Below are 20391 nucleotides of genomic sequence, written 5' to 3'. Positions count from 1 at the left end.
CCATGGAGAAACCCTCGGGGCCCCCGGACCCCCTGGAGAAGCCCTCCGCCGCACCTGAAACCGCCCGGCAGGACAGCCCCCGCGCCCTCACCCGGGCCCGGCGCAGGCAGGCCGCGCTCCGCTTCTGGCAGCAGTACCGCACCCACCGCGCCGGTCTCGTCGGCCTCGGCGTGCTCGTGGTCATCGCCCTGCTGGCGCTGGCCGCCCCGCTCCTGGTGGGGGCCGACTCCAAGAGCGTGACCGATGCGCCGGGCGGCCCCATGGAGGGACCCAGCGGCCAATTCCCTCTCGGAACGGACCAGTTCGGCCGCAGTCTGCTCGCCCTGATGCTCTGGGGCACGCGGGTGTCGCTGACGGTCGGCCTCCTCGCCGCCTTTCTCTCCGTGGCGATCGGCACCCTGATCGGGATCACCGCGGGCCACTTCAAGGGCTGGTACGCCACCGTCGTCATGCGGATCACCGACTGGTTCCTGGTGATGCCGACCCTCGTCCTGGCCATCGCCCTGGCCACGGTCCTCTCCCGGTCGATCTGGACGACGATCCTCGCGATCGGCGTGACGACCTGGCCGACCACCGCCCGGCTGGTCCGGGCGCAGACGCTGTCCGTGGAGTCCCGCCCGTACATCGAACGCTCGCGGGCGCTCGGCGGCGGACACCGGCACATCATGTCCCGTCATGTCCTGCCGAACGTGATGCCGCTGGTGCTCGCGCAGACCACGCTGGTGATCTCCACCGCCATCCTCACCGAGGCCACCCTCGCCTTCCTCGGGCTCAGCGATCCGACGGTCGTCTCCTGGGGCGGGCTGCTCCAGGACGCCCGGGAGGCGGGGGCGGTCAGCTCCGGCAACTGGTGGTACCTCGCCCCGCCCGGACTCGCCATCGCCGTGGTCGCGCTCGCCTTCACGCTCTGCGGCCGGGCCATCGAGTCCGTGCTCAACCCGAAGCTGGGGGTGTCCCGTTGACCGCCACGACCACCACGACCGGCCCGGAGCCGTCCGCGTCGCCCGGCCTCTCCAAGCCCGTCGGCGACCCGCCGCTGCTGGAGGTGCGGAACCTGACCGTCACGTACGGAGGCACCGTCCCGGCCGTACGGGGCGTCGACCTCCGGGTCGAGGCCGGGCAGAAGCTCGGCATCGCCGGGGAGTCCGGCTGCGGAAAGTCCACGCTGGCCCTCGCGCTGCTCCGCCTCCTCCCCGCCTCGGCGAAGCTCACCGGGGAGATCCTGCTCGACGGCGAGGACATCCTCACCATGAAGTGGGGGCGGCTGCGGGCGGTCCGCTGGGCGGGCGCGTCGATCGTCTTCCAGGGCGCGATGCACTCGCTGAACGCGGTGCACCGGGTCGGGGACCAGATCGCGGAACCGATCCTGCTGCACAACGCCAAGGCCACCCCGGCCGCCGCCCGCAAGCGCGCCGGGGAACTGCTGGAGCAGGTCGGCCTGCCCGCCGCCCGCGCGCAGGCGTACCCTCACGAGCTGTCGGGCGGCCAGCGCCAGCGCGTGATGATCGCGATGGCGCTGGCCTGCGACCCACGCCTGATCATCGCGGACGAGCCGACGACGGCCCTGGACGTGATGATCCAGGCCCAGATCCTGCGGCTGATCGAGCAGCTGGTGGCCGACCAGGACGTGGGGCTCATCATGATCAGCCATGACCTGGCGGTGCTGGCGGACACCTGCGACCGGCTCTCGGTGATGTACGCGGGCCGGGTCGTCGAGGAGGGCCCGGCCCGGCAGGTGTACGCGGAGGCCCGCCACCCGTACGGCCGGGCGCTCTCCGCCGCCTTCCCGAGGATCGGGGACCTGGCCTCCCGGCGCGCGCCGCGCGGTCTGCCGGGCGACCCGCCGGACCCGGCGGCGCTGCCGGGCGGCTGCACGTTCCATCCGCGCTGCCCGGTGGCCCTGGACTCCTGCGCCACGGAGGACCAGGAGCTGCGGGCGGCCGGGGGCGAGCGGCTGGCGGCGTGCGTGCTGGTGGACGCCCACGATTCAAGGAGTACGCCATGAGTACGGCCCCTCTCGTCGGCACCACGCCCCTTCTCAGCGCCGAGGACCTGAAGGTCGCCTTCCCCGGCAGGCGCGGGGCCGCCACCGCCCGCGCGGTCGACGGCGTCGACCTCGACATCGGCCCCGGCGAGATCGTCGCGCTGGTCGGGGAGTCGGGGTGCGGCAAGACGACGCTGGCCCGTTCGCTGCTCGGCCTGGTCCCGCCGACCGCGGGCCGGGTCACCTTCGGCGGGGCCCCGCTGGACTACGCGGGCCGGGCGCTCAAGGCGTACCGGAAACGCGTGCAACTGGTGCTCCAGGACCCCAGCGGCTCGCTCAACCCGCGCCACACGGTGTACGAAGCGGTGGCGGAGGGGCTGCGCATCCACGGGTACGCGGGCGACGAGCGGGCTGCCGTCTCCGAAGCCCTCTCCCGGGCCGGGCTGCGGCCGCCCGAGCGGTTCTTCCTGCGCTACCCGCACGAGCTGTCAGGCGGTCAGCGCCAGCGTGTGGTGATCGCCGGGGCGCTGGTGCTGGAGCCGGAACTGATCGTGGCGGACGAGCCGGTGGCGTCGCTGGACGCCTCGGTACGGGGCGAGATCCTGGCCCTTCTGCTGCGCCTCCGCGACGAACTGGGCCTCTCGGCGCTGGTCGTCACCCATGACCTGGGGCTCGCGTGGAACATCGCGGACCGGGTGGCGGTGATGTACCTCGGGCGGATCGTCGAGACGGGCCCGGTCGAGCAGCTGCTCACGGCCCCTCAGCACCCGTACACCCAGGCCCTGTTGTCGGTCCTCCCGGAGGCTGAGGGCGAACCGGTGGTCCTGAGCGGCGAGCCGCCGGACCCCTCGAAGGTCCCCTCCGGCTGCCGCTTCCATGTCCGCTGCCAGGTGCTGGCCTCCGGCGAGGCGGAGCGGGCGGGGGTGGCGGAGGCGTGCCGCACGGTGGAGCTGCCGGTGCTGAACGGCGGGGCGGACACCCAGGTGGCGTGCCACTGGGCGACGGCGTGCGGCGCGGGGACGTAAACCCGCGTAAATCCACGTAAGCCCTCCCACCCTGAACCGCAAAGAGTCCTTCGCAAAGAGTTCTTCGCAAACAACTCTTTGCGAAGAACTCTTTGCGGTCTACGGTGTGCCGTATGACAGACACACCGGGGCGGCCGGACGGTCCGCCCGTGGAAGAGGACGCGGTCGTTCTGGATGCCAAGGGGCTGCGTGCCCTGGCGCATCCGGTGCGCGTACAGCTGGTCGGGCTGCTGCGGAAGCACGGCCCGTCGACGGCCACCCGCCTCGCGGAGCGGCTGGGCGTGAACTCCGGTACGGCCAGCTACCACCTCCGCCGGCTCGGCGCGGCCGGGTTCGTCGAGGAGGACACCGGACGCGGCAACGCGCGGGAGCGGTGGTGGCGTTCAGTGCACCGGACGATCTGGTTCAACGATCCGGAGCTGACCGAGCGGGAGCCCGAGGCGGCCCTCGCCTACCAGCAGTCCGTCGCCGCCATCTACACTCTGCGCACCCAGCAGACGCTGAACGAGCTGCAGACGATGCCCCGCGTCTGGCGGAACGCCTTCGACCTGAGCGACTGGGCCCTGCGGCTGACGCCCGAGGAGACCGCGTCCCTGTACCGGGAGGTGGCCGAGGTGGTGGCGCGCTACCGGCGGGACACCCCCGAGGCGGCGGCGAGCGCCCCCGAGGGCGCCGAGCGGGTCGGGATCATCACCCACGTCCTGCCCGAGCCGGCCACGCCCGCGGCAGAGACGGAGACGCCGTGACGGCCGGTGCCCCGGGCGGCGGCGGGATACCCGGCGGGCGGTCCTTACGGCCGCTGGCCGGGGTGCTGGCGGCCATGGCGGTGTCGCTGACCGGCACGGGGATCTCCGTGGTGGCCCTGCCCTGGTTCGTCCTCGTCACGACCGGCAGCGCCGCCCAGACCGGGCTGGTCGCCTTCTTCCAGATGACGCCCTACGTGGTGGTCAAGGCGTTCACCGGACCGCTGGTGGACCGGACCGGCCCACGGACAATCTCCTGGACCACCGATCTGGCCAGCGCGACAGCCGCCGCCTCGATTCCCCTGCTGCACGCCCTGGACCTGCTCTCCTTTCCCCTTCTGCTGGTCCTGGTCGCGCTGATCGGGGCGGCCCGGGGCCCCGGCGACCTGGCGAAGGAGGTGATGGTTCCGGAGGCGGCCGAACGGGGCCGGGTGCCGCTGGAGCGGGCCACCGGTCTCTCCGGCGCGACCGAACGGCTCGCCTCCACCGTCGGGCTGGCGGTCGGCGGGTCCCTGGTGGCGCTGCTCGGCCCCCTGGCCGCGCTCGCCGTCAACGCGGGCTGTTTCGCCCTCGGTTCGGTGATCATCGGCCTCGCGCTGCCACGCGGAACGGGACACCCGGCCGGGGAAGCGCCTCCGCGGGACGCGGCCCCCGACGGGGCGCCGGAACCGGGCTACTGGCAGCGGTTCGGCGAGGGCTTCACCTTCCTGCGCCGCGATCCGCTGCTGCTCACCGTCATCGTCGTGATCGGCATCACCAATCTGCTGGACGCGGCGTTCACGTCGGTGCTCGTGCCCGTCTGGGCCAAGGAGACCGGCAGCGGACCGGCAGCGATCGGCCTGATGGGCAGCGTGATGGGGGCTGCGGCGGTCGGCGGGAGCCTGATCGCCGCGGCGGTCGCCCACCGGCTGCGGCGGCGGACGGTGGTCTTCGCCGGGTTCCTGCTGGCCGGAGCCCCCCGGTTCCTGGTCCTCTTCCTCGACGCCCCGCTCGGGGCGGTGGTGGCCGTCTTCGCGGTCAGCGGGTTCGGCGCCGGTTTCGTCAACCCCGTACTGGGGGCCGTTCTCGTCGAGCGGGTGCCGCGCCGGATGCTGGGCCGGGTCAGCGCGCTCGGTGACGCGTTGTCCTGGTCCGGTATCCCGCTCGGCGGGCTGATCGCCGGGGCGGCGGTGACCGCTGTCGGCCTCGGGCCCGTCCTGCTCGTCTGCGGTGCCGCGTACTTCCTCACCACGAATCTGGCCGCTCTGCGGCCGGAGTGGCGGGAGATGGACCGCCCGGGGCCGTCGCGCGGTGGTGGATCGCCCCCGTCAGCTCGCCCAGCGGCCGCCCCGTCCCGCCCCATCGGTGCTGGATGATCTCGGCGGCGATGGAGACCGCCGTCTCCTCCGGCGTACGGGCTCCGAGGTCGAGGCCCACGGGTGAGGCGAGGCGGGTCAGGCGGGCCTCGTCCACTCCGGCCTCACGGAGCCGGGCGAGGCGGTCGTGGTGGGTGCGGCGGCTGCCCATGACCCCGATGTACGCGGCCGGGGTGCGCAGCGCGGCGACCAGCAGGGGCACGTCGAACTTCGGGTCGTGGGTGAGGACGCAGATGACCGCACGGGCATCGATATCGGTCGCCTCCAGGTAGTCGTGCGGCCAGGCGCACACCACCTCGTCGGCCGTCGGGAAGCGTTCCCGGGTGGCGAAGGCGGGGCGGGCGTCGCAGACGGTGACCCGGTAGCCGAGGAAGGAGCCGATGCGGGCGGTGGCCGCCGCGTGGTCGATGGCGCCGAAGACGAGCATCCGGGGCGGCGGGGCGTACGTCCGGACGAAGACGGACACCTCCGCCATCCGGCGCTGCCCGTGCGCCCCGTACCACTGGATGCCGGTGAGGCCCTGCTCCAGCAGCCCCCGGGCGTCGTCCGTGACGGCCGCGTCGAGCCCTTCCGTACCAAGAGTGCCGTGTACGTCGGCGGGGCGGACCACCATCCGCGCGCCGGTCTCCGCCGCGCCCGACAGGACGGTGGCCTCCGCGACCGGCCGGTCGGCGGCGATCAGGTCGAGCAGCGCCGCGAGACCGGCCAGCTCGGCTTCGGAGACGTACGCGCGCACCAGCACCTCGATCGTGCCGCCGCACGTCAGCCCGACGCCGAACGCCTCCTCGTCGCTGATCCCGTACGCCACCACGCGCGGCGCCGCCCCGGCGAGCACCTCACGGGCGACCTCGTACACATCGCCCTCGACACAGCCGCCGGAGACACTGCCGAGCACGGCCCCCGCCCGGTCGACGGCCATGACCGCGCCCGGGTCGCGGGGCGCGCTGCCGTGCACGGCGACGACGGTCGCCAGGGCGAGCGGCGTACCGGCGGCGCAGCGGGCCCGGAGGCCGGGCAGGATGTCACGCACCCTGCCAGCATCCGCCGCCGTCGGCCGGAACGCGCGGGGAAGGGGGCGTCAGTGGGTACGGTCGTACGCGGCGACCAGCTCGCTGCACCGCTTCACATCGGCGGCCATGGCCACCAGGAGGTCGTCGATCGTGTCGAACTTCAGCATCCCTCGGACGTACGCGAGGAATTCGACGGCCACGTGCAGCCCGTACAGATCGAGGCCGACGCGGTCGATCGCGTACGCCTCCACCGTCCGCTCGGTGCCGTCGAACTGCGGGTTGGTGCCGACCGAGATCGCGGCGGGCATCGACTCGCCGTCCACCTCCAGCCACCCCGCGTAGACGCCGTCGGCGGGGATCGCGGTGTGCGGGAGGGTCTCCACGTTGGCCGTGGGGAAGCCCAGCTCACGGCCGCGCTGGGCACCGCGCACCACGATGCCCTCGACGCGGTGCGGGCGGCCGAGGATCTCGGCGGCCCCGGCGACATCGCCCTCGGAGACCAGACGGCGGGTGAGGGTGGAGGAGAACGGCTGGCCGCCGCCCGCCGCACCGGTCACGAACAGGTCGATGACCTCGACGGTGTAGTCGTAGGTGGCGCCCAGCTCGGTCAGCAGGGCCACGTTCCCCGCGGCCTTGTGGCCGAAGCGGAAGTTGGGGCCCTCGATGACGGCCTTCGCGTGCAGCTTGTCGACGAGGACCTTCACGATGAAGTCGGCGGGCGACAGCTTCGAGAACTCGGCGGTGAACGGCAGGATCAGCACCGCGTCCACCCCGAGGTCCGCCATGAGTTCGGCGCGGCGGTGGTGCGGGGCGAGCAGCGGCGGGTGGCTGCCGGGGCGGACGACCTCGCTGGGGTGCGGGTCGAAGGTCACCACGACGGACGGAACGCCGAGCTCACGGGCGCGCTCGACGGCCCGGCCGATGATCAGCTGGTGTCCGCGGTGCACGCCGTCGTAGGAGCCGATGGTGACGACGCTGCGTCCCCAGTCCTGGGGGATGTCCTCCAAGCCACGCCAGCGCTGCACTGTGACCGCTCCTCGCCCGAACCTGTGTACGTGTGTGTGTCCATTACGCAGGTCTAAGACTGCCATGCTCACGCCCCGCCGCCTGCATCGGCATCGGCATCGCCCGGCGTGATGTCTCCAACGCCTCCACGGTGCGCCGGGCGCTGGGGCCGACCACCGCCGCCCACTCCTGCGGGGCGTCGGTGAGCCAGCGGATGACGAGGGCGGCGAATCCGGGCACGTCCCGGGCGAGTTCGACCAGGCGGCGGTCGAAGCGGGCGGCGCCCTCCGGGGTGCGGACGAGGAGCATGCCGGTGCGGTGGACGAGCGCGCGCGTGCGGACCTCGGGGCGGGTCCCCGCCCCTCCCGCCGCCGCTTGGAGGAGGGCGTCCAGCACATCCGGGTCCCGGCCCGTGACCTGCTCGAACTCCAGCAGGACCTCCAGCAGCTCGGCCCGCAGCGGCCGGGACGCGGCGGACCCGGCCCCGGCGAGCACCCGGGCCAGCGCGGCACGGACCGGCGGCGGGGCGGGGCGGTCCCGGAGCAGCCCGGTGACCAGCGGGAGGAGCAGGGCGCGGGCGGCGGGGCCGTGTTCGAGGCGGAGGTCCACGTACTCCGCCGCGTGCGTGCCGTCCTCGGGGTGGGCGTCGATGTACTCGCGTACGAGCCCGGCGACGTGCAGCGCGAGCGCGGGCGTGTCGAGCCCGGCGAGGCTCCGCAGCACCGCCGCCGCGCCGTCGCCGGGGTGGGCCAGGCGGGCGCGGAGGGCGGCGAGGACCGGCTCGGGGTGAAAGGGGAAGACCTCGGCGAGGAGCTCCACGGGGAGCCGGGGGTCGCCGTGCGCGAAGAGGCGGAGGGCCTGCGGGAGGTGGCGGCCCCGGGTCTGCGGGTCCTGGACGAGGAGGGTGAGGGCGGCGGCGTGGAGCCCGGCGTCATCGGGGCGGGCGAGCAGCTCCACGGCGGCGGAGCGCAGGAGGGCCCGGTCCCCCTCGGCGGTGATCCGGGGCTGGAGGAGTCCGGCGTACCGGGCGGCGGCGGAGCGGCGGGCCGGGCGGTCCTCGTCCCGGGCCCAGCGCTCGACGGCCCGGCAGAGCGCGGTGGGCTCGTCCTCGGCGAGGGCGGCGAGCAGCTCACCGGCCCGGGTGTGCGGGGTGGCGATCAGCGCGTCGGTGAGGCCGTCCGGGTCCAGGTCCCGGCGGGCATGGAGCAGGGCCTGCGCGGCGGCGGCCACGGTGGGGCGCAGCTCCGGGTCCGGTGCGTCGGGGCCGCCGATCAGCAGCGGGCGCTCGTCGGTGAACCAGCGGCAGAGCAGCGGCTGCACGGTGGGGGCGTCGTAGCTCAGGCGGCGGGCCACCGCGTCGAGGTAGCGCTCGTCTCCGTCGGTGCGGGGCACCCCGTCGGCGGGGACCAGACGGCGGAGCAGGTCGATCCGGTCCTCCTCGGGCAGCCGGAGCCGCCGCCAGAACCAGGGCCCGAACTCCCCGTACGCCCCCGGGCCCGCCGGTCCCCCGGTGGCGGCGGCGGCCGAGCTCCGGGTGATGCGCCCGGCGAGGACCCGGAGGACGCCGAGATACGGGCGGGCGTCGGGCACCCGGAGCAGGCTGCCGCCGAGGAGGTGAGCCGCCCACCAGGCGGCGTCCTCGTCCCGGGGGCCTTCACGGCGGTGCCCTACGGGGCGTCCCTCATCCCCGTCCCTCTTCCCGCTGTCCCCGTGTCCTGCCTCGCGGTGTCCGTCGTCGGCCCACAGCCGGTCCAGCGCCTCGATCAGGTCGGCCATCCGGTGCGCGAGCGCGGCCGTGCCCTGGCGGCGGCCGAGGAGCACCATCGCCTGGATCACCGGGCCGATCCGGTGCCGGGGCACGGGGAGGGAGCGGGGCTCATCGGCGGGGTGGGGCGCCCCGGTGCTCCCGAGCTCCCCGGCGGCCCGGGGGTCCTGCCCGCCGCGCCCCCGGGCCGCCCGCTGCCCGCTCCCCCGGTGCCAGCGGTGCACCAGGGAGCGCAGGGCCGCGTCCAGGTCCAGGTGGGCGCCCTGCACCCAGTCGCCCAGCTCCTCGTGGGCGAAGCGGTATCCGGCCCCGGCGGGGACCAGGAGCCCCTCCGTCAGCACGGCCGAGGCCCACCCCGTGCGCCAGGGGAAGATCTCCTCGAACGCCTCCCGGTCCAGCTCCCCCTGGCCCGGGCCCAGACAGCGCCGGGCCGCCTCGTGGACCTGGCCCGCGACCCGGGCGGCCAGCCTGCGTACGGCGGTGCCCCGGGGCTGTTCACCGGCGGCGGCCGCGATGCGGACCGCGATGCGCACGCACATGAGGTCCAGGTGGGCGCCGAACACGTCCTCGGTGTCGGGGCGGCCGGGGACCCCGGGCGGCAGGGCCTCGCGGACCTCGGCCAGCAGCCGCAGGGTGAGCGGGTGGCGGTCGTGGCCGGGGGCGAGGGCGTGCGGCGGGATGCCGAGGAGCTCCTTGGCCCGGTCTGCCTGTGCGGAGGTGAGGTCGGTCAGGCGCAGGGACGGCGGGAGCCCCCGGGCGGGCCGGTGGGGGCGGTGCAGGGCGCCGGGCGGGTAGAGGGTCCCGGCGGTCTCCCAGTGCTCGGGGCGGCAGGCGACGACGAGCCGGACACCGTGCTCCCGCAGCCAGGTGGCGGTACCCGCCGTCCACTCCGCGAGCCGGTGGGCCAGGAGCGGCGGCATCTCCTCGGGGCCGTCCAGGACGACGAGCAGCGGGTGGCCCGCGTCGGCGGCGAGAGCGGCGATCCGGTCCGCCGTGGCGGTGGCCATGTCGCCGGGGGCCCCGGCCGCGCTGATGATCCGGGCCGAACGGGTCAGCGTACGGTCCGCCGCGTCGGCGATCGAGGTGTCGTCGGCCAGCAGGTCGGCGCCGCGCAGCCAGAGGGTGGGGGCGGGTGCCTTGCCGTCGGCCCGGCGGGCGGCGAGGGCGGCGAGCTCGGTGGTGCGGCCGGTGCCGGGTCCGCCGACGAGGCCCAGGACCGTGCCCGTACCGGCTTCGAAGGCGGCGAACTCCGCGTGGATGTCCTCGCGCTCGACCGGTGCGGTGCGGGCTTTGGGGCCGTCCGCCGAGCCGACGGAGGTGGCGGTGAGCTGGAGGACCCCGGCGAGGTTGAGGTCGGGGCCGTAGGCGGGGGCGGCGGTGGCGTTGCGTACGAGGAGGGCGTCGAGACCGGCGTCGGCGCCGCGCGGGAGGGGCAGGGCGAGCCCGGCGGCCTCGTACGGGGTGGTGAGGGCGGTGCACAGGAGGCCGAGGACCGCGCCCGTGGCCGGGTCGGTGACCGGTCCCCCGATCGCCGCGCCGCCCGAGCGCAGGGCGTCGCGCCCGTCGGTGCCGAGGGCCAGCTCCAGGGCGGCCCGGACGGGGTGGCCGCGGCCGTCCGGGGCGGTGTAGGTGGCGGGGGCCGTACCGAGGACCCGGGCCTCCCGGCGGCCGTGGGCGGCGATCCCGACGTACCGTCCGGGCTCGATCCGCTCCCGTACGGCGATGGGCAGCGGCTCCACGCCGAGGGTCCCGGACCCTCCCGTACGCAGCAGGGCGAGGCCGAGGGCGGGGAGGGCGGTGATGTCGTCGGGGCCGACGGAGCAGGTGCGGCCTCCGGTGCCGCGCAGAACGTACGGGCCCGGGGCGGCGACGGCCTGGTGGGCGGTGACGACCGTGCCCCGGTCGTCCGCGACGAAGCCCGTCCCCCGCGGCCGGCCGGCCTGATCACAGATTCTTACCAGCGTCGACCGGTCCCCACTGCCCATGGTCCGACGGTAGGCCGCCGGTGATCGCAGGCAGTAGCGCGGACGGCGAAAGCGCCCCCCGCGCCCCCGGTATTCACTCCGAGCGCCCGTCCAATGGGGTGAATAGCCGTGACCTGGACGGAGCAGGGATGGTCCGGGGGTGGGGAAGGTGGAGCGGGCACCCGGTTGGGGGGTGGGTGCCCGCTCCACAGGAATCCAGGAGCCAGGAGCCAGAAGTCGGGGGCAGGGCCCAGGGGTCAGGCGAAGACCGCGAGGCTCTTGGCCTTGCCCTTCTCCTCCTCCACCAGCACGAGGAACGCCCCGTCCGGCCCGAAGACCGCGACCGGCCCCGGCGGGTACGTCGGCATGTCCAGCCGTACGCCGTTGAGGAGCAGCTTGGCGCGCTTCTCGTCCACGTCCCACCGCGGGAAGGCGGACGCGGCGGCCTCGGCGACCGGCATGACCGTCAGCTCCTCCTTGTGCTGGTCGAGCGTGCGGGCCGCGTCCAGTCCGTAGGGGCCGACGCGGGTGCGGCGCAGCGCGGTGAGGTGGCCGCCGACGCCGAGTCCGGCGCCGAGGTCGCGGGCGAGGGCGCGGATGTACGTCCCCGAGGAGCAGACGACGGAGACGACCAGGTCGAGGACGGGGGTGCCGTCCTCCGCGACGGCCTCGCGGACGTCGTAGACACGGAAGGAGGAGACGGTCACCGGGCGGGCCGGGATCTCGAACTCCTCGCCGCCGCGCACCCGCGCGTAGGACCGCTTGCCGTCGATCTTGATGGCGCTGACCTTGGACGGGACCTGCATGATCGCGCCGGTCAGGGCCGCCACTCCGGCGTCGATGCCCTCACGGGTCACACCGGACGCGTCGGTGGAGGAGGTGATCTCGCCCTCGGCGTCGTCGGTGACGGTGTCCTGGCCGAGCCGGATGGTGCCCAGGTACTCCTTCTCCGTCAGCGCGAGGTGGCCGAGGAGCTTGGTGGCCCGCTGGACCCCGAGCACGAGGACTCCGGTCGCCATCGGGTCCAGCGTTCCGGCGTGGCCGACCCGGCGGGTGCGGGCGATGCCGCGCATCTTGGCCACGACGTCGTGCGAAGTGAAGCCGGACGGCTTGTCGACGATGACAAGGCCGTCCGGCGTGGTGGTCTGCTGCTCGGTCATGCGGAGGCCGGGCCCTCGTTCTTCTCGGAGGGTCCGTCGGTCTCGTTCTCGTCGTCCTCGGGCTTGCGGTACGGGTCGGCGTCCCCGGCGTACGTCGCGCCCGTGGAGACCTCGCGCACCTGCGCGTCCTTGGCGCGCGCCTTGTCGAGGAGGTCCTCGATGGTGCGGGCGTTGTCCGGGAGGGCGTCCGGGACGAAGGCCAGGGTCGGCGTGAACCGGACCCCGGTCTGCCGGCCGACCTCGGAGCGGAGCACGCCCTTGGCGCTCTCCAGCGCGGCGGCGGAGGCCGCGCGCTCCTCGTCGTCGCCGTAGACCGTGTAGAAGACCGTGGCCTCCCGCAGGTCGCCGGTGACCCGGGCGTCCGTGATCGTCACGAATCCCAGCCGCGGATCTTTGATTCGCCGGTCCAGGGTCTCCGCGACCACGACCTGGATGCGATCGGCCAGCTTGCGGGCCCGCGCGTTGTCGGTCACCGGTCCGTCACTCTTCCTTCTGGTGTTCGCTTGCGTGTCAGTCTTCGTCACTGTGCAGCCGCCGTCTCACCGACAGCAGCTCCACCTCGGGGCGGGCGGCGACCAGCCGCTCGCACCGGTCCAGCACGTCCGTCAGATGTCCGGTGTCACCGGAGACCACGGCGAGGCCGATCTCGGCCCTGCGGTGGAGATCCTGCCCGCCCGTCTCCGCCGCACTCACCGCGTACTTGCGCTGGAGTTCGGCGACGATCGGACGGACGACGGAGCGTTTCTCCTTCAACGACCGTACGTCGCCGAGGAGCAGATCGAAGGACAGGGTCCCCACATACATGTGTGTCCGGATGTCCCGCCGGTTCGGGTTCGTGCCCCGCCAGAGCTTGGCGGGGACAGCAGAACCGTACCGGAACGGCCGGGGCCGATCGACGGAAATTACGACCCGTCGACCGGCCCCGACCGTGGTGGGAGCGGACCGGGGGATGGTCCCCCGGAACGCTCCTCGAACCCTGCGGATCAGCCTCGCGGCTTCTCGCGCATCTCGTACGTCGCGATGACGTCGTCGATCTTGATGTCGTTGAAGTTTCCGAGGTTGATACCGCCCTCGAAGCCTTCGCGGATCTCGGTGACGTCGTCCTTGAAGCGGCGCAGACCGGAGATGTTGAGGTTCTCCGCGATGACCTTGCCATCGCGCAGCAGGCGCGCCTTGGTGTTGCGCTTGACCTCGCCGGAGCGGACCAGCACACCGGCGATGTTGCCCAGCTTGGACGAGCGGAAGATCTCGCGGATCTCCGCCGTACCGAGCTCGACCTCTTCGTACTCCGGCTTGAGCATGCCCTTGAGGGCCGCTTCGATCTCTTCGATCGCCTGGTAGATGACCGAGTAGTACCGGACGTCCACGCCCTCGCGCTCGGCCATCTGCTCGGCACGCCCTGCGGCGCGCACGTTGAAGCCGATCACGATGGCGTCGGAACCGGTCGCCAGGTTGATGTCCGACTCGGTGACCGCACCCACACCACGGTGCAGGACCCGGATGTCGACCTCTTCACCGACGTCGAGCTGGAGCAGCGAGGACTCGAGAGCCTCCACCGAACCGGACGCGTCGCCCTTGATGATGAGGTTGAGCTCCTGGACCAGACCGGCCTTGAGCGCCTCGTCCAGGTTCTCCAGGGAGAACCGGACACCCTTGCGGGCGAAGTTGGCGTTGCGCTCGCGGGCGGCACGCTTCTCGGCGATCTGACGGGCCGTACGGTCCTCGTCGACGACCAGGAAGTTGTCGCCTGCGCCCGGGACGTTGGTGAGACCGAGCACCAGGACGGGGGTCGAGGGACCCGCTTCCTGCACGTTCTGACCGTTGTCGTCGAGCATGGCGCGCACCCGGCCGTAGGCGTCGCCCACGACCATCGTGTCGCCGATGCGCAGCGTTCCGCGCTGGACCAGGACGGTCGAGACGGCACCGCGACCGCGGTCGAGGTGGGACTCGATCGCAATACCCTGCGCGTCCTGGTTCGGGTTGGCCCGCAGGTCGAGCGAGGCGTCGGCGGTGAGGACGACGGCCTCCAGGAGCGCCTCGATGTTGAGGCCCTGCTTGGCGGAGATGTCGACGAACATGGTGTCGCCGCCGTACTCCTCGGCCACCAGACCGAACTCGGTGAGCTGACCGCGCACCTTGGTCGGGTCGGCGCCCTCGACGTCGATCTTGTTGACCGCGACCACGATCGGCACCTCGGCCGCCTTGGCGTGGTTCAGCGCCTCGATCGTCTGGGGCATCACACCGTCGTTGGCCGCCACCACGAGGATCGCGATGTCGGTCGACTTCGCACCACGAGCACGCATGGCGGTGAACGCCTCGTGACCCGGGGTGTCGATGAAGGTGATCTTGCGCTCTTCGTCGTTGACGTCCGTCGTGACCTGGTAGGCACCGATGTGCTGGGTGATGCCACCGGCCTCGCCCGCGACCACGTTGGTCTTGCGGATCGCGTCGAGGAGCCGGGTCTTACCGTGGTCGACGTGACCCATGACGGTCACGACCGGCGGACGGGAGACCAGTGCCTCTTCGCCGCCCTCGTCCTCGCCGAACTCGATGTCGAAGGACTCGAGCAGCTCGCGGTCCTCCTCCTCCGGGCTGACGATCTCCAGGACGTAGTTCATCTCCTCGGCGAGGAGCTTCAGCGTCTCGTCGGAGACCGACTGCGTGGCCGTGACCATCTCGCCGAGGTTCATCATCACGGCGACGAGCGACGCCGGGTTGGCGTTGATCTTCTCCGCGAAGTCGGTGAGGGAGGCACCGCGCGACAGCCGGACGGCCTGTCCGTTGCCGCGGGGCAGCATCACGCCGCCGACGGACGGGGCCTGCATGGCCTCGTACTCCTGGCGCCTCTGCCGCTTCGACTTGCGGCCACGACGCGCCGGACCGCCGGGACGGCCGAACGCACCCTGCGTGCCACCGCGGCCGCCGGGACCACCCGGACGACCGCCGAAGCCGGGACGGCCGCCGAAGCCGCCGCCGCCACCGGGACGACCGGCACCGCCGCCGCCACCGCCGGGACCGGCCGGACGGCCTGCGAAGCCGCCGCCACCGCCGCCACCGGGACGACCGGCGAAGCCGCCGCCGCCACCGGGACGACCGGCACCGCCGCCGGGACGACCGCCGGCACCGGGGCCACGGCCGCCACCGCCGGGACCGGGGCGCGGTCCGGCAGCGGGACGCTGCGGCATCATGCCCGGGTTGGGGCGGTTACCGGCGGGGCCGCCGCCGGGACGCGGAGCCTGCGGGCGGGGCATGCCGCCCGGAGTGGGACGGGCACCGCCCTGACCCTGACCGCCCTGCGGACGCGGGGCGCCGCCGGGGCCGCCCTGGGGACGCGGGGCGCCGGGGCGCTCCTGGCCGCCACCGGGGCGCGGGGCACCGCCGGGACGGGGCGCCGAGGGGCGCGCCATGCCGGTGGAACCGCCGGAGGTGAAGGGGTTGTTGCCCGGACGGGGACCGGCCGGACGGGCGCCGCCGGGGCGCGGGGCGCCCTGACCGGCGGGACGTGCGGGGCGGTCGCCGCCACGCTCGCCACCGCGCTGGCCGCCGTCACGCGCTCCACCGTCGCGCTGGCCGCCGGCCGGAGCCGGACGGGCGGGGGTGGGACGCGGGCCGGGGGTTGCGCCCGTGGGCCGCGGGGCGGCCGGACGCTCGGGGGCCGGAGCCGGAGCCGAGAACTCGGCGGCCGGGACCGGGGTCACCGGGGCCGCCTTCGGCGCGGGCTTCGGGCCCGGACGGGGGCCCGCCGACGGCGCGGAGGGCGCCGCGGGGGTGCTGGTCTCCGGGGCCTCGGCAGCGGCCGGCTTGGGGGCCGGTGCGCCGGGCTTCGGGGCAGCGGGACGTGCCGCAGCGGCCGGGGAGGGCGCTGCGGGCTTCGCGGGCGTCGCCTTGCGGGGCGCGCCCGGCTTGGCAGCGGACTTTCCGGCGTTGCCGCCGGGTCCCTGCAGTGCGTCGGTCAACTTGCGCACAACCGGCGCCTCGATCGTCGAGGACGCCGAACGGACGAATTCACCGAGTTCTTGGAGCTTGGCCATGACGACCTTGCTCTCGACGCCGAACTCCTTGGCGAGTTCGTATACCCGGACCTTAGCCACTTCGCTCCTTTTAGGTCCGGGTTACCGCCGGACCGTCGCTACTTCATGGGCGTACTCATCGCGTACTCATCGAGTGCTCATCGCAATCTCGACCTACTTCCAACTCGCGAGGTACCTGACCGCACGGGGTCCCGTGCCGTTCACTTGCGCTTTCTTACGGTGTCACCCGCTCGACGAACCGCGTGAGTGCCGCGGTGTCGAACGGCCCCTTCGCCTTGAAGGCCCGGGGGAACGCCCGGCGGCGAACCGCCAGGTCGAGACAGACAGGGGTGGGGTGCACATAAGCACCCCGGCCGGGCAGCGTACCGCGTGGATCAGGGGCGCAGGCGCCCTCGTCCACCACGATGCGCAGCAGCTCGCTCTTGGCCACTCGCTCCCGGCAACCCACACAGGTTCGCTCGGGGCAAGCGCGGGCTTGCGTCCGGCCAGACACGGTTAAGTCTACCTCCCCGTACCGACCTCACCCCTTTGGGGCAAAAATCGAACGGATGTTGTCGTGATCTCAGCGTCGTACGGCCAAGATCTATTCCCTGGAGCGGCTCCGGGTCAACGCCTTTCCGAGCGCTCCCGGGCCCGCTCGGCCCGCTCGCGGTCGGCGTTCTCGCGCTCCTCGTCCGTCTCGGTGTCCGGCCGGATGTCGATGCGCCAGCCGGTGAGCCGGGCGGCGAGGCGGGCGTTCTGGCCCTCCTTGCCGATCGCCAGCGACAGCTGGTAGTCCGGCACGGTGACCCGGGCGGAGCGGGCGCCGAGGTCGACGACCTCGACCTTGCTCACCCGGGCGGGCGAGAGCGCGTTGGCGACCATCTCGGCCGGGTCGTCCGACCAGTCCACGATGTCGATCTTCTCGCCGTGCAGCTCGGCCATGACGTTGCGCACCCGGCCGCCCATCGGGCCGATGCAGGCGCCCTTGGCGTTCAGGCCCGAACGGGTGGAGCGGACCGCGATCTTGGTGCGGTGACCGGCCTCGCGGGCGATGGCCTCGATGACCACGGAGCCGTCCGCGATCTCGGGGACCTCCAGGGCGAAGAGCTTCTTCACCAGGTTCGGGTGGGTGCGCGAGAGCGTCACGGAGGGGCCGCGCACGCCCTTGGCGACCCGTACGACATACGTACGCAGACGCAGGCCGTGGGTGTACTCCTCGCCCGGGACCTGCTCCTGGACCGGCAGCATGGCTTCCATCTTGCCGATGTCGACCAGGACGTTCTTGGGGTCCTTGCCCTGCTGGACGACGCCGGTGACGACATCGCCCTCGTGGCCCGCGTACTCCCCGAAGGTCTTGTCGTCCTCGGCGTCGCGCAGCCGCTGCAGGATGACCTGCTTGGCGGTGGTCGCGGCGATCCGGCCGAACCCGGAGGGGGTGTCGTCGAACTCCTCGGGCTCCTGGCCCTCCTCGAGGTCGGCCGGGTCCTCCTTGGCCCACACGGTGACGTGGCCGTTCTCGTCGAGCTTCACGCGCGCCCGGCGGTGGCTGCCCTCGGTGCGGTGGTACGCGATGAGGAGGGCCGACTCGATCGCCGCGACGAGCACGTCGAAGGGGATCTCCTTGTCCTGCGCCAAGCCCTTCAGAAGCTTCACATCGATGTCCACGGCTACGCCTCCTCTTCCTTCTTGTCCTTGCGGTTGAATTCGATCTCCACGCGCGCCCTGGCGATCTCGTCGAAGGCGAGGCGGCGGGATGTGGGCTTGCGGCCCTTGACTCCGGGCACTTCGAGGTCGAGCCCGTCCTCGTCGACGGAGAGGATGCGGGCGACCAGCTCCCCGGAGCCGTCGGCGGCGAGGTGGAACCTGGCCAGCCGGCCGGTGGCGCGGACGTAGTGCCGGGGCTCGGAGAGGGGGCGCTCGGCGCCGGGGGAGCTGACTTCGAGGACGTACTCGCCCTCGCCCATCACGTCGGTCTCGTCCAGCTTCTGGGAGATCGCGCGGCTCAGCTCCGCGCAGGTGTCCAGCTCCACGCCCTCGTCGGAGTCCACAATGACCCGCAGCACCCCGCGGCGGCCTGCCCGGGACACCTCGATCTCCTCGAGGTCCAGCTGCTGCGCGCTGACGAGCGGTTCCAGCAGCCCGCGCAGCCTCTCGCTCTGGGTGGTGCTCATCCGGGTGACTCCTCGGCCGCGTGTGCTGTTGTGGGGATCGTCGTGTGTCAGGTCAAAGGGTATCCGGTCGCCAGGGGTGTTGCCGTCCGCCTGCCCTGTCACCGCGGGTACGCTCGCCTGCGGTGATCACTTCTGGACAGATCCTGTCAGGATCGGTCCCCGGCCCGAAGGAGAAACGTGCGGAGCACGGGGACGACCCGCAGGGGAGCGCTCACCGCCACGGGGGCTCTCGCACTGGGTGCGGTGCTGACCGGCTGCGGCGGCGACGAGAAGAGCACGGACCGGGACCGGCCCGTGCGCGCCGACGCCGAGGCGGTCCGGGCCGAGCGGAAGCTGAGGACGGCCGAGGCGCACACGGCCGCCCTGACGCTCGCCCACTACGATCTGGCCGCCGAGGCCCATCCGGCGCTCGCAGCGGGCCTGGCGCCCCTGCGGGCGGCCGTACGGGAGCACACCAGGGCCCTGTCGGCAGCTGGCGGAAAAGCGACCGTCCCGCCCGCGCCGGGTCCGGTGTCCACCGACCCGAGGGCCGCGGTGAAGGAGCTGGCCGCCGCCGAGCGCCGCAGGGCCGACGCCCACACCGAGGCCCTGCTCACCGCCGAACCGGAGCTGGCCCGGCTGCTGGCCTCGGTGGCGGCGGCAGCGGCGGCGCACGCGTACCTGCTGACCGAGCTGGCCAAGGAGACCCCGTGATCACCCTTCGCTCTGAGGACGGACCCTCCTCCCCCGCCCTCACCGCCGCCCAGGCCGCGCTGGCCGCCGAGCACGCGGCGGTCTACGGGTACGGGGTGCTCGGCGGCCGGGTCCCCGGGAAGCGGCGCACCGAGGCGAACGCGGCGTACGACGGCCACCGCGCGCGCCGGGACGCGCTGATGCGCACCGTGCGTGACCTGGGCGGTGCGCCGGTCGCCGCCGACGCCGCGTACGCTCTGCCCTTCGCGGTTACCGACGCCGTGTCGGCCGTACGTCTCGCCGCCGTCCTGGAGGACCGGGTGGCGGGCGTCTACTCCGATCTCGTCCGGGCCACCGAGGGGCCCGCGCGCGCCGACGCGGCGGGCGCACTGAGGGAGGCCGCCGTGCGGGCGGCCCGCTGGCGGGGCGGCAACGTAGTGTTTCCGGGGCTCGCCGAGCGGGCCGCGAGCGCCGGTCCGGCCGAGCGGACGAGCCCGGTGGAGGCCGCGGGAGCCGACGGCACGGGCTGACGAAGGACGGAAAGGGAACAACGGACGTATGGGTTTCGAACCGCCGCAGCGCCTGGTGCGCGCGCTCGGCGAGATGTACGGGGACGAAGCCGCGGCCGACTGGCTGGAACGGCTCCCCGCGCTCACCGAACGGGCCGTCGGCGCCGCCGGGCCGGACCTCGCCGTGGAGCGGGTGGCCGCCCCGGGCGGGCGCAGCGCCCTGGTGCTCCTGGTCCGGCGGGCCGACGGGACCCCGGCCGCGCTGAAGATCGCCCCGCCGGGCGCCGAACCGGAGCGGGAGCGGGCGGCGCTGGCGCACTGGAACGGCTGGGGCGCGGTGAAGCTGCTGGACGCGCCGGAGTCCGAGGCGTCGGGGGCGCTGCTGCTGGAGCGGCTGCACCACGAGGTGTCGCTGCGGTCGCTGCCGGAGGCCAAGGCGCTCCTGGAGGCGGCGGGCACGGTCCGGCGGCTGTGGGTGGAGCCGCCCGTCGGCCACCCCTTCGAGACCGTGGCCGAGCGGACCGGGCGGCAGACGGCGGGGATGCGGGCGGCGGCCGAGGCCGATCCGGCGCTGGCGCCGCTGGTGGAGGCGGCCCTCGCGGCCCGTACGGAACTGCTGGCGGGCTCCCCCGAACTCCTGCTCCTGCACGGCAACTTCCGGCAGAGCAAGGTGCTCTCCGGTGAGCGCGCGCCGTGGCTGACGGTGGGTCCCGAGCCGCTGGTGGGCGAGCGCGCCTACGACCTGGCGCGGCTGGTGCGGGACCGGGCGGAGGATCTGATCGCCTCCCCGGGCGGCCCGGTGACGGCCCGGCGGCGGGTCAAGAAGCTGGCGGAGTCGCTGGAGGTGGAGCAGGCGCGGCTGCACGGCTGGACGCTGTTCCGGGCGGTCGAGTCGGGCACCCGGGCGCTGGCCGAGGGGCGGCGGCAGATGGGCGAGGTCAACCTGGAGTTCGCGGGCTGGCTGTAGTCGCGTACGTACCTGACGGGAAGGGCCTCCGCGCACGGTGCGCGGAGG

18 protein-coding genes and 1 pseudogene are annotated in these 20391 nt (G+C 73.8%); 8 read left to right on the top strand and 11 right to left on the bottom strand.

Translation table 11 applies throughout. The features are described from left to right. Window positions 1–2: 2 nt before the first annotated feature. From B7C62_27785 to B7C62_27765, 5 genes are all read left to right on the top strand, one after another. Window positions 3–962 (top strand): ABC transporter permease, encoded by a 960-nt coding sequence (locus B7C62_27785; protein ID ARF75633.1) that lies wholly within the window; start codon window positions 3–5, stop codon window positions 960–962. Next, window positions 959–2005 carry a dipeptide/oligopeptide/nickel ABC transporter ATP-binding protein gene (locus tag B7C62_27780; protein ARF75632.1) on the top strand — a complete coding sequence of 349 codons (1047 nt, stop codon included), beginning with the start codon at window positions 959–961 and terminating at the stop codon, window positions 2003–2005. The genes B7C62_27785 and B7C62_27780 overlap by 4 nt, the downstream gene beginning before the upstream one ends. Then, complete coding sequence (locus B7C62_27775; GenBank protein ARF75631.1) at window positions 2002–3009, top strand: peptide ABC transporter ATP-binding protein; 1008 nt, start codon at window positions 2002–2004, stop codon at window positions 3007–3009. Before B7C62_27780 ends, B7C62_27775 begins: the two co-directional genes overlap by 4 nt. 113 nt (window positions 3010–3122) lie before the next feature. Next, window positions 3123–3755, top strand: a complete 633-nt coding sequence (locus tag B7C62_27770; GenBank protein ARF75630.1) for a transcriptional regulator — start codon at window positions 3123–3125, stop codon at window positions 3753–3755. 74 nt (window positions 3756–3829) lie between these two features. Next, window positions 3830–5107, top strand: coding sequence for an MFS transporter (locus B7C62_27765; GenBank protein ARF77401.1), 1278 nt, complete (start codon window positions 3830–3832; stop codon window positions 5105–5107). Here the strand turns inward: B7C62_27765 and B7C62_27760 are convergent. The 11 genes and pseudogenes from B7C62_27760 to B7C62_27710 all read right to left on the bottom strand — a co-directional run bounded on the left by B7C62_27760 (window position 5031) and on the right by B7C62_27710 (window position 18195). Then, window positions 5031–6137 (bottom strand): annotated as a pseudogene (locus B7C62_27760) (XshC-Cox1 family protein). The gene B7C62_27765 and the pseudogene B7C62_27760 sit on opposite strands and share 77 nt — an antisense overlap. Before the next feature lie 48 nt (window positions 6138–6185). Next, window positions 6186–7142: a riboflavin biosynthesis protein RibF gene (locus B7C62_27755; GenBank protein ID ARF75629.1), complete on the bottom strand. Its 957-nt coding sequence runs from the start codon at window positions 7140–7142 to the stop codon at window positions 6186–6188. 43 nt (window positions 7143–7185) lie between these two features. Then, a complete protein-coding gene (locus B7C62_27750) occupies window positions 7186–10872 on the bottom strand; it encodes a hypothetical protein (GenBank protein ID ARF75628.1) in 3687 nt (1228 codons plus the stop codon). Then, window positions 10842–11033 carry a hypothetical protein gene (locus B7C62_27745; protein ARF75627.1) on the bottom strand — a complete coding sequence of 64 codons (192 nt, stop codon included), beginning with the start codon at window positions 11031–11033 and terminating at the stop codon, window positions 10842–10844. Before B7C62_27745 ends, B7C62_27750 begins: the two co-directional genes overlap by 31 nt. 75 nt (window positions 11034–11108) lie before the next feature. Further along, window positions 11109–12011: a tRNA pseudouridine(55) synthase TruB gene (locus B7C62_27740; protein ARF75626.1), complete on the bottom strand. Its 903-nt coding sequence runs from the start codon at window positions 12009–12011 to the stop codon at window positions 11109–11111. Further along, window positions 12008–12484 carry a ribosome-binding factor A gene (locus tag B7C62_27735; GenBank protein ARF75625.1) on the bottom strand — a complete coding sequence of 159 codons (477 nt, stop codon included), beginning with the start codon at window positions 12482–12484 and terminating at the stop codon, window positions 12008–12010. The genes B7C62_27740 and B7C62_27735 overlap by 4 nt, the downstream gene beginning before the upstream one ends. A gap of 37 nt (window positions 12485–12521) precedes the next feature. Next, window positions 12522–12815 (bottom strand): hypothetical protein, encoded by a 294-nt coding sequence (locus B7C62_27730; protein ID ARF75624.1) that lies wholly within the window; start codon window positions 12813–12815, stop codon window positions 12522–12524. Between the two features lie 179 nt (window positions 12816–12994). Beyond that, the gene (locus B7C62_27725; GenBank protein ID ARF75623.1) at window positions 12995–16102 is read right to left on the bottom strand and encodes a translation initiation factor IF-2; all 3108 of its coding nucleotides are present in this window, start codon (window positions 16100–16102) and stop codon (window positions 12995–12997) included. Window positions 16103–16256: 154 nt separating this feature from the next. Beyond that, on the bottom strand, window positions 16257–16490 hold the full coding sequence (locus B7C62_27720) for a DNA-binding protein (protein ARF75622.1): 234 nt from the start codon (window positions 16488–16490) through the stop codon (window positions 16257–16259). 158 nt (window positions 16491–16648) lie between these two features. Beyond that, window positions 16649–17689 (bottom strand): transcription termination/antitermination protein NusA, encoded by a 1041-nt coding sequence (locus B7C62_27715; protein ARF75621.1) that lies wholly within the window; start codon window positions 17687–17689, stop codon window positions 16649–16651. A 2-nt stretch (window positions 17690–17691) separates the two neighbouring features. Continuing rightward, window positions 17692–18195 carry a ribosome maturation factor RimP gene (locus B7C62_27710; GenBank protein ARF75620.1) on the bottom strand — a complete coding sequence of 168 codons (504 nt, stop codon included), beginning with the start codon at window positions 18193–18195 and terminating at the stop codon, window positions 17692–17694. A 177-nt stretch (window positions 18196–18372) separates the two neighbouring features. Between B7C62_27710 and B7C62_27705 the strand changes: the two genes are divergently transcribed. The 3 genes from B7C62_27705 to B7C62_27695 are packed head-to-tail and all read left to right on the top strand — an operon-like array spanning window position 18373 to window position 20343. Next, window positions 18373–18888 carry a hypothetical protein gene (locus B7C62_27705; GenBank protein ARF75619.1) on the top strand — a complete coding sequence of 172 codons (516 nt, stop codon included), beginning with the start codon at window positions 18373–18375 and terminating at the stop codon, window positions 18886–18888. Beyond that, complete coding sequence (locus B7C62_27700; protein ARF77400.1) at window positions 18888–19397, top strand: hypothetical protein; 510 nt, start codon at window positions 18888–18890, stop codon at window positions 19395–19397. The genes B7C62_27705 and B7C62_27700 overlap by 1 nt, the downstream gene beginning before the upstream one ends. Before the next feature lie 28 nt (window positions 19398–19425). Next, on the top strand, window positions 19426–20343 hold the full coding sequence (locus B7C62_27695; protein ID ARF75618.1) for a kinase: 918 nt from the start codon (window positions 19426–19428) through the stop codon (window positions 20341–20343). Window positions 20344–20391: the final 48 nt, after the last annotated feature.

Origin of the sequence: Kitasatospora albolonga, from assembly GCA_002082585.1 — a bacterium.
In the GTDB taxonomy this organism is placed as follows: Bacteria; Actinomycetota; Actinomycetes; order Streptomycetales; family Streptomycetaceae; genus Streptomyces; species Streptomyces stephensoniae.
Note: the sequence above shows the minus strand (reverse complement) of the source record. Positions and strands in the feature narration are given on the sequence as shown.

What these genes read in the sequence shown, in the direction of transcription:
- B7C62_27785 (ARF75633.1), top strand. Translation starts at nt 3, where the DNA reads ATGGAGAAACCCTCGGGGCCCCCGGACCCCCTGGAGAAGCCCTCCGCC.
- B7C62_27775 (ARF75631.1), top strand. Translation starts at nt 2,002, where the DNA reads ATGAGTACGGCCCCTCTCGTCGGCACCACGCCCCTTCTCAGCGCCGAG.
- B7C62_27770 (ARF75630.1), top strand. Translation starts at nt 3,123, where the DNA reads ATGACAGACACACCGGGGCGGCCGGACGGTCCGCCCGTGGAAGAGGAC.
- B7C62_27765 (ARF77401.1), top strand. Translation starts at nt 3,830, where the DNA reads ATGGCGGTGTCGCTGACCGGCACGGGGATCTCCGTGGTGGCCCTGCCC.
- B7C62_27750 (ARF75628.1), bottom strand. Translation starts at nt 10,872, where the DNA reads ATGGGCAGTGGGGACCGGTCGACGCTGGTAAGAATCTGTGATCAGGCC.
- B7C62_27740 (ARF75626.1), bottom strand. Translation starts at nt 12,011, where the DNA reads ATGACCGAGCAGCAGACCACCACGCCGGACGGCCTTGTCATCGTCGAC.
- B7C62_27730 (ARF75624.1), bottom strand. Translation starts at nt 12,815, where the DNA reads ATGTATGTGGGGACCCTGTCCTTCGATCTGCTCCTCGGCGACGTACGG.
- B7C62_27710 (ARF75620.1), bottom strand. Translation starts at nt 18,195, where the DNA reads ATGAGCACCACCCAGAGCGAGAGGCTGCGCGGGCTGCTGGAACCGCTC.
- B7C62_27695 (ARF75618.1), top strand. Translation starts at nt 19,426, where the DNA reads ATGGGTTTCGAACCGCCGCAGCGCCTGGTGCGCGCGCTCGGCGAGATG.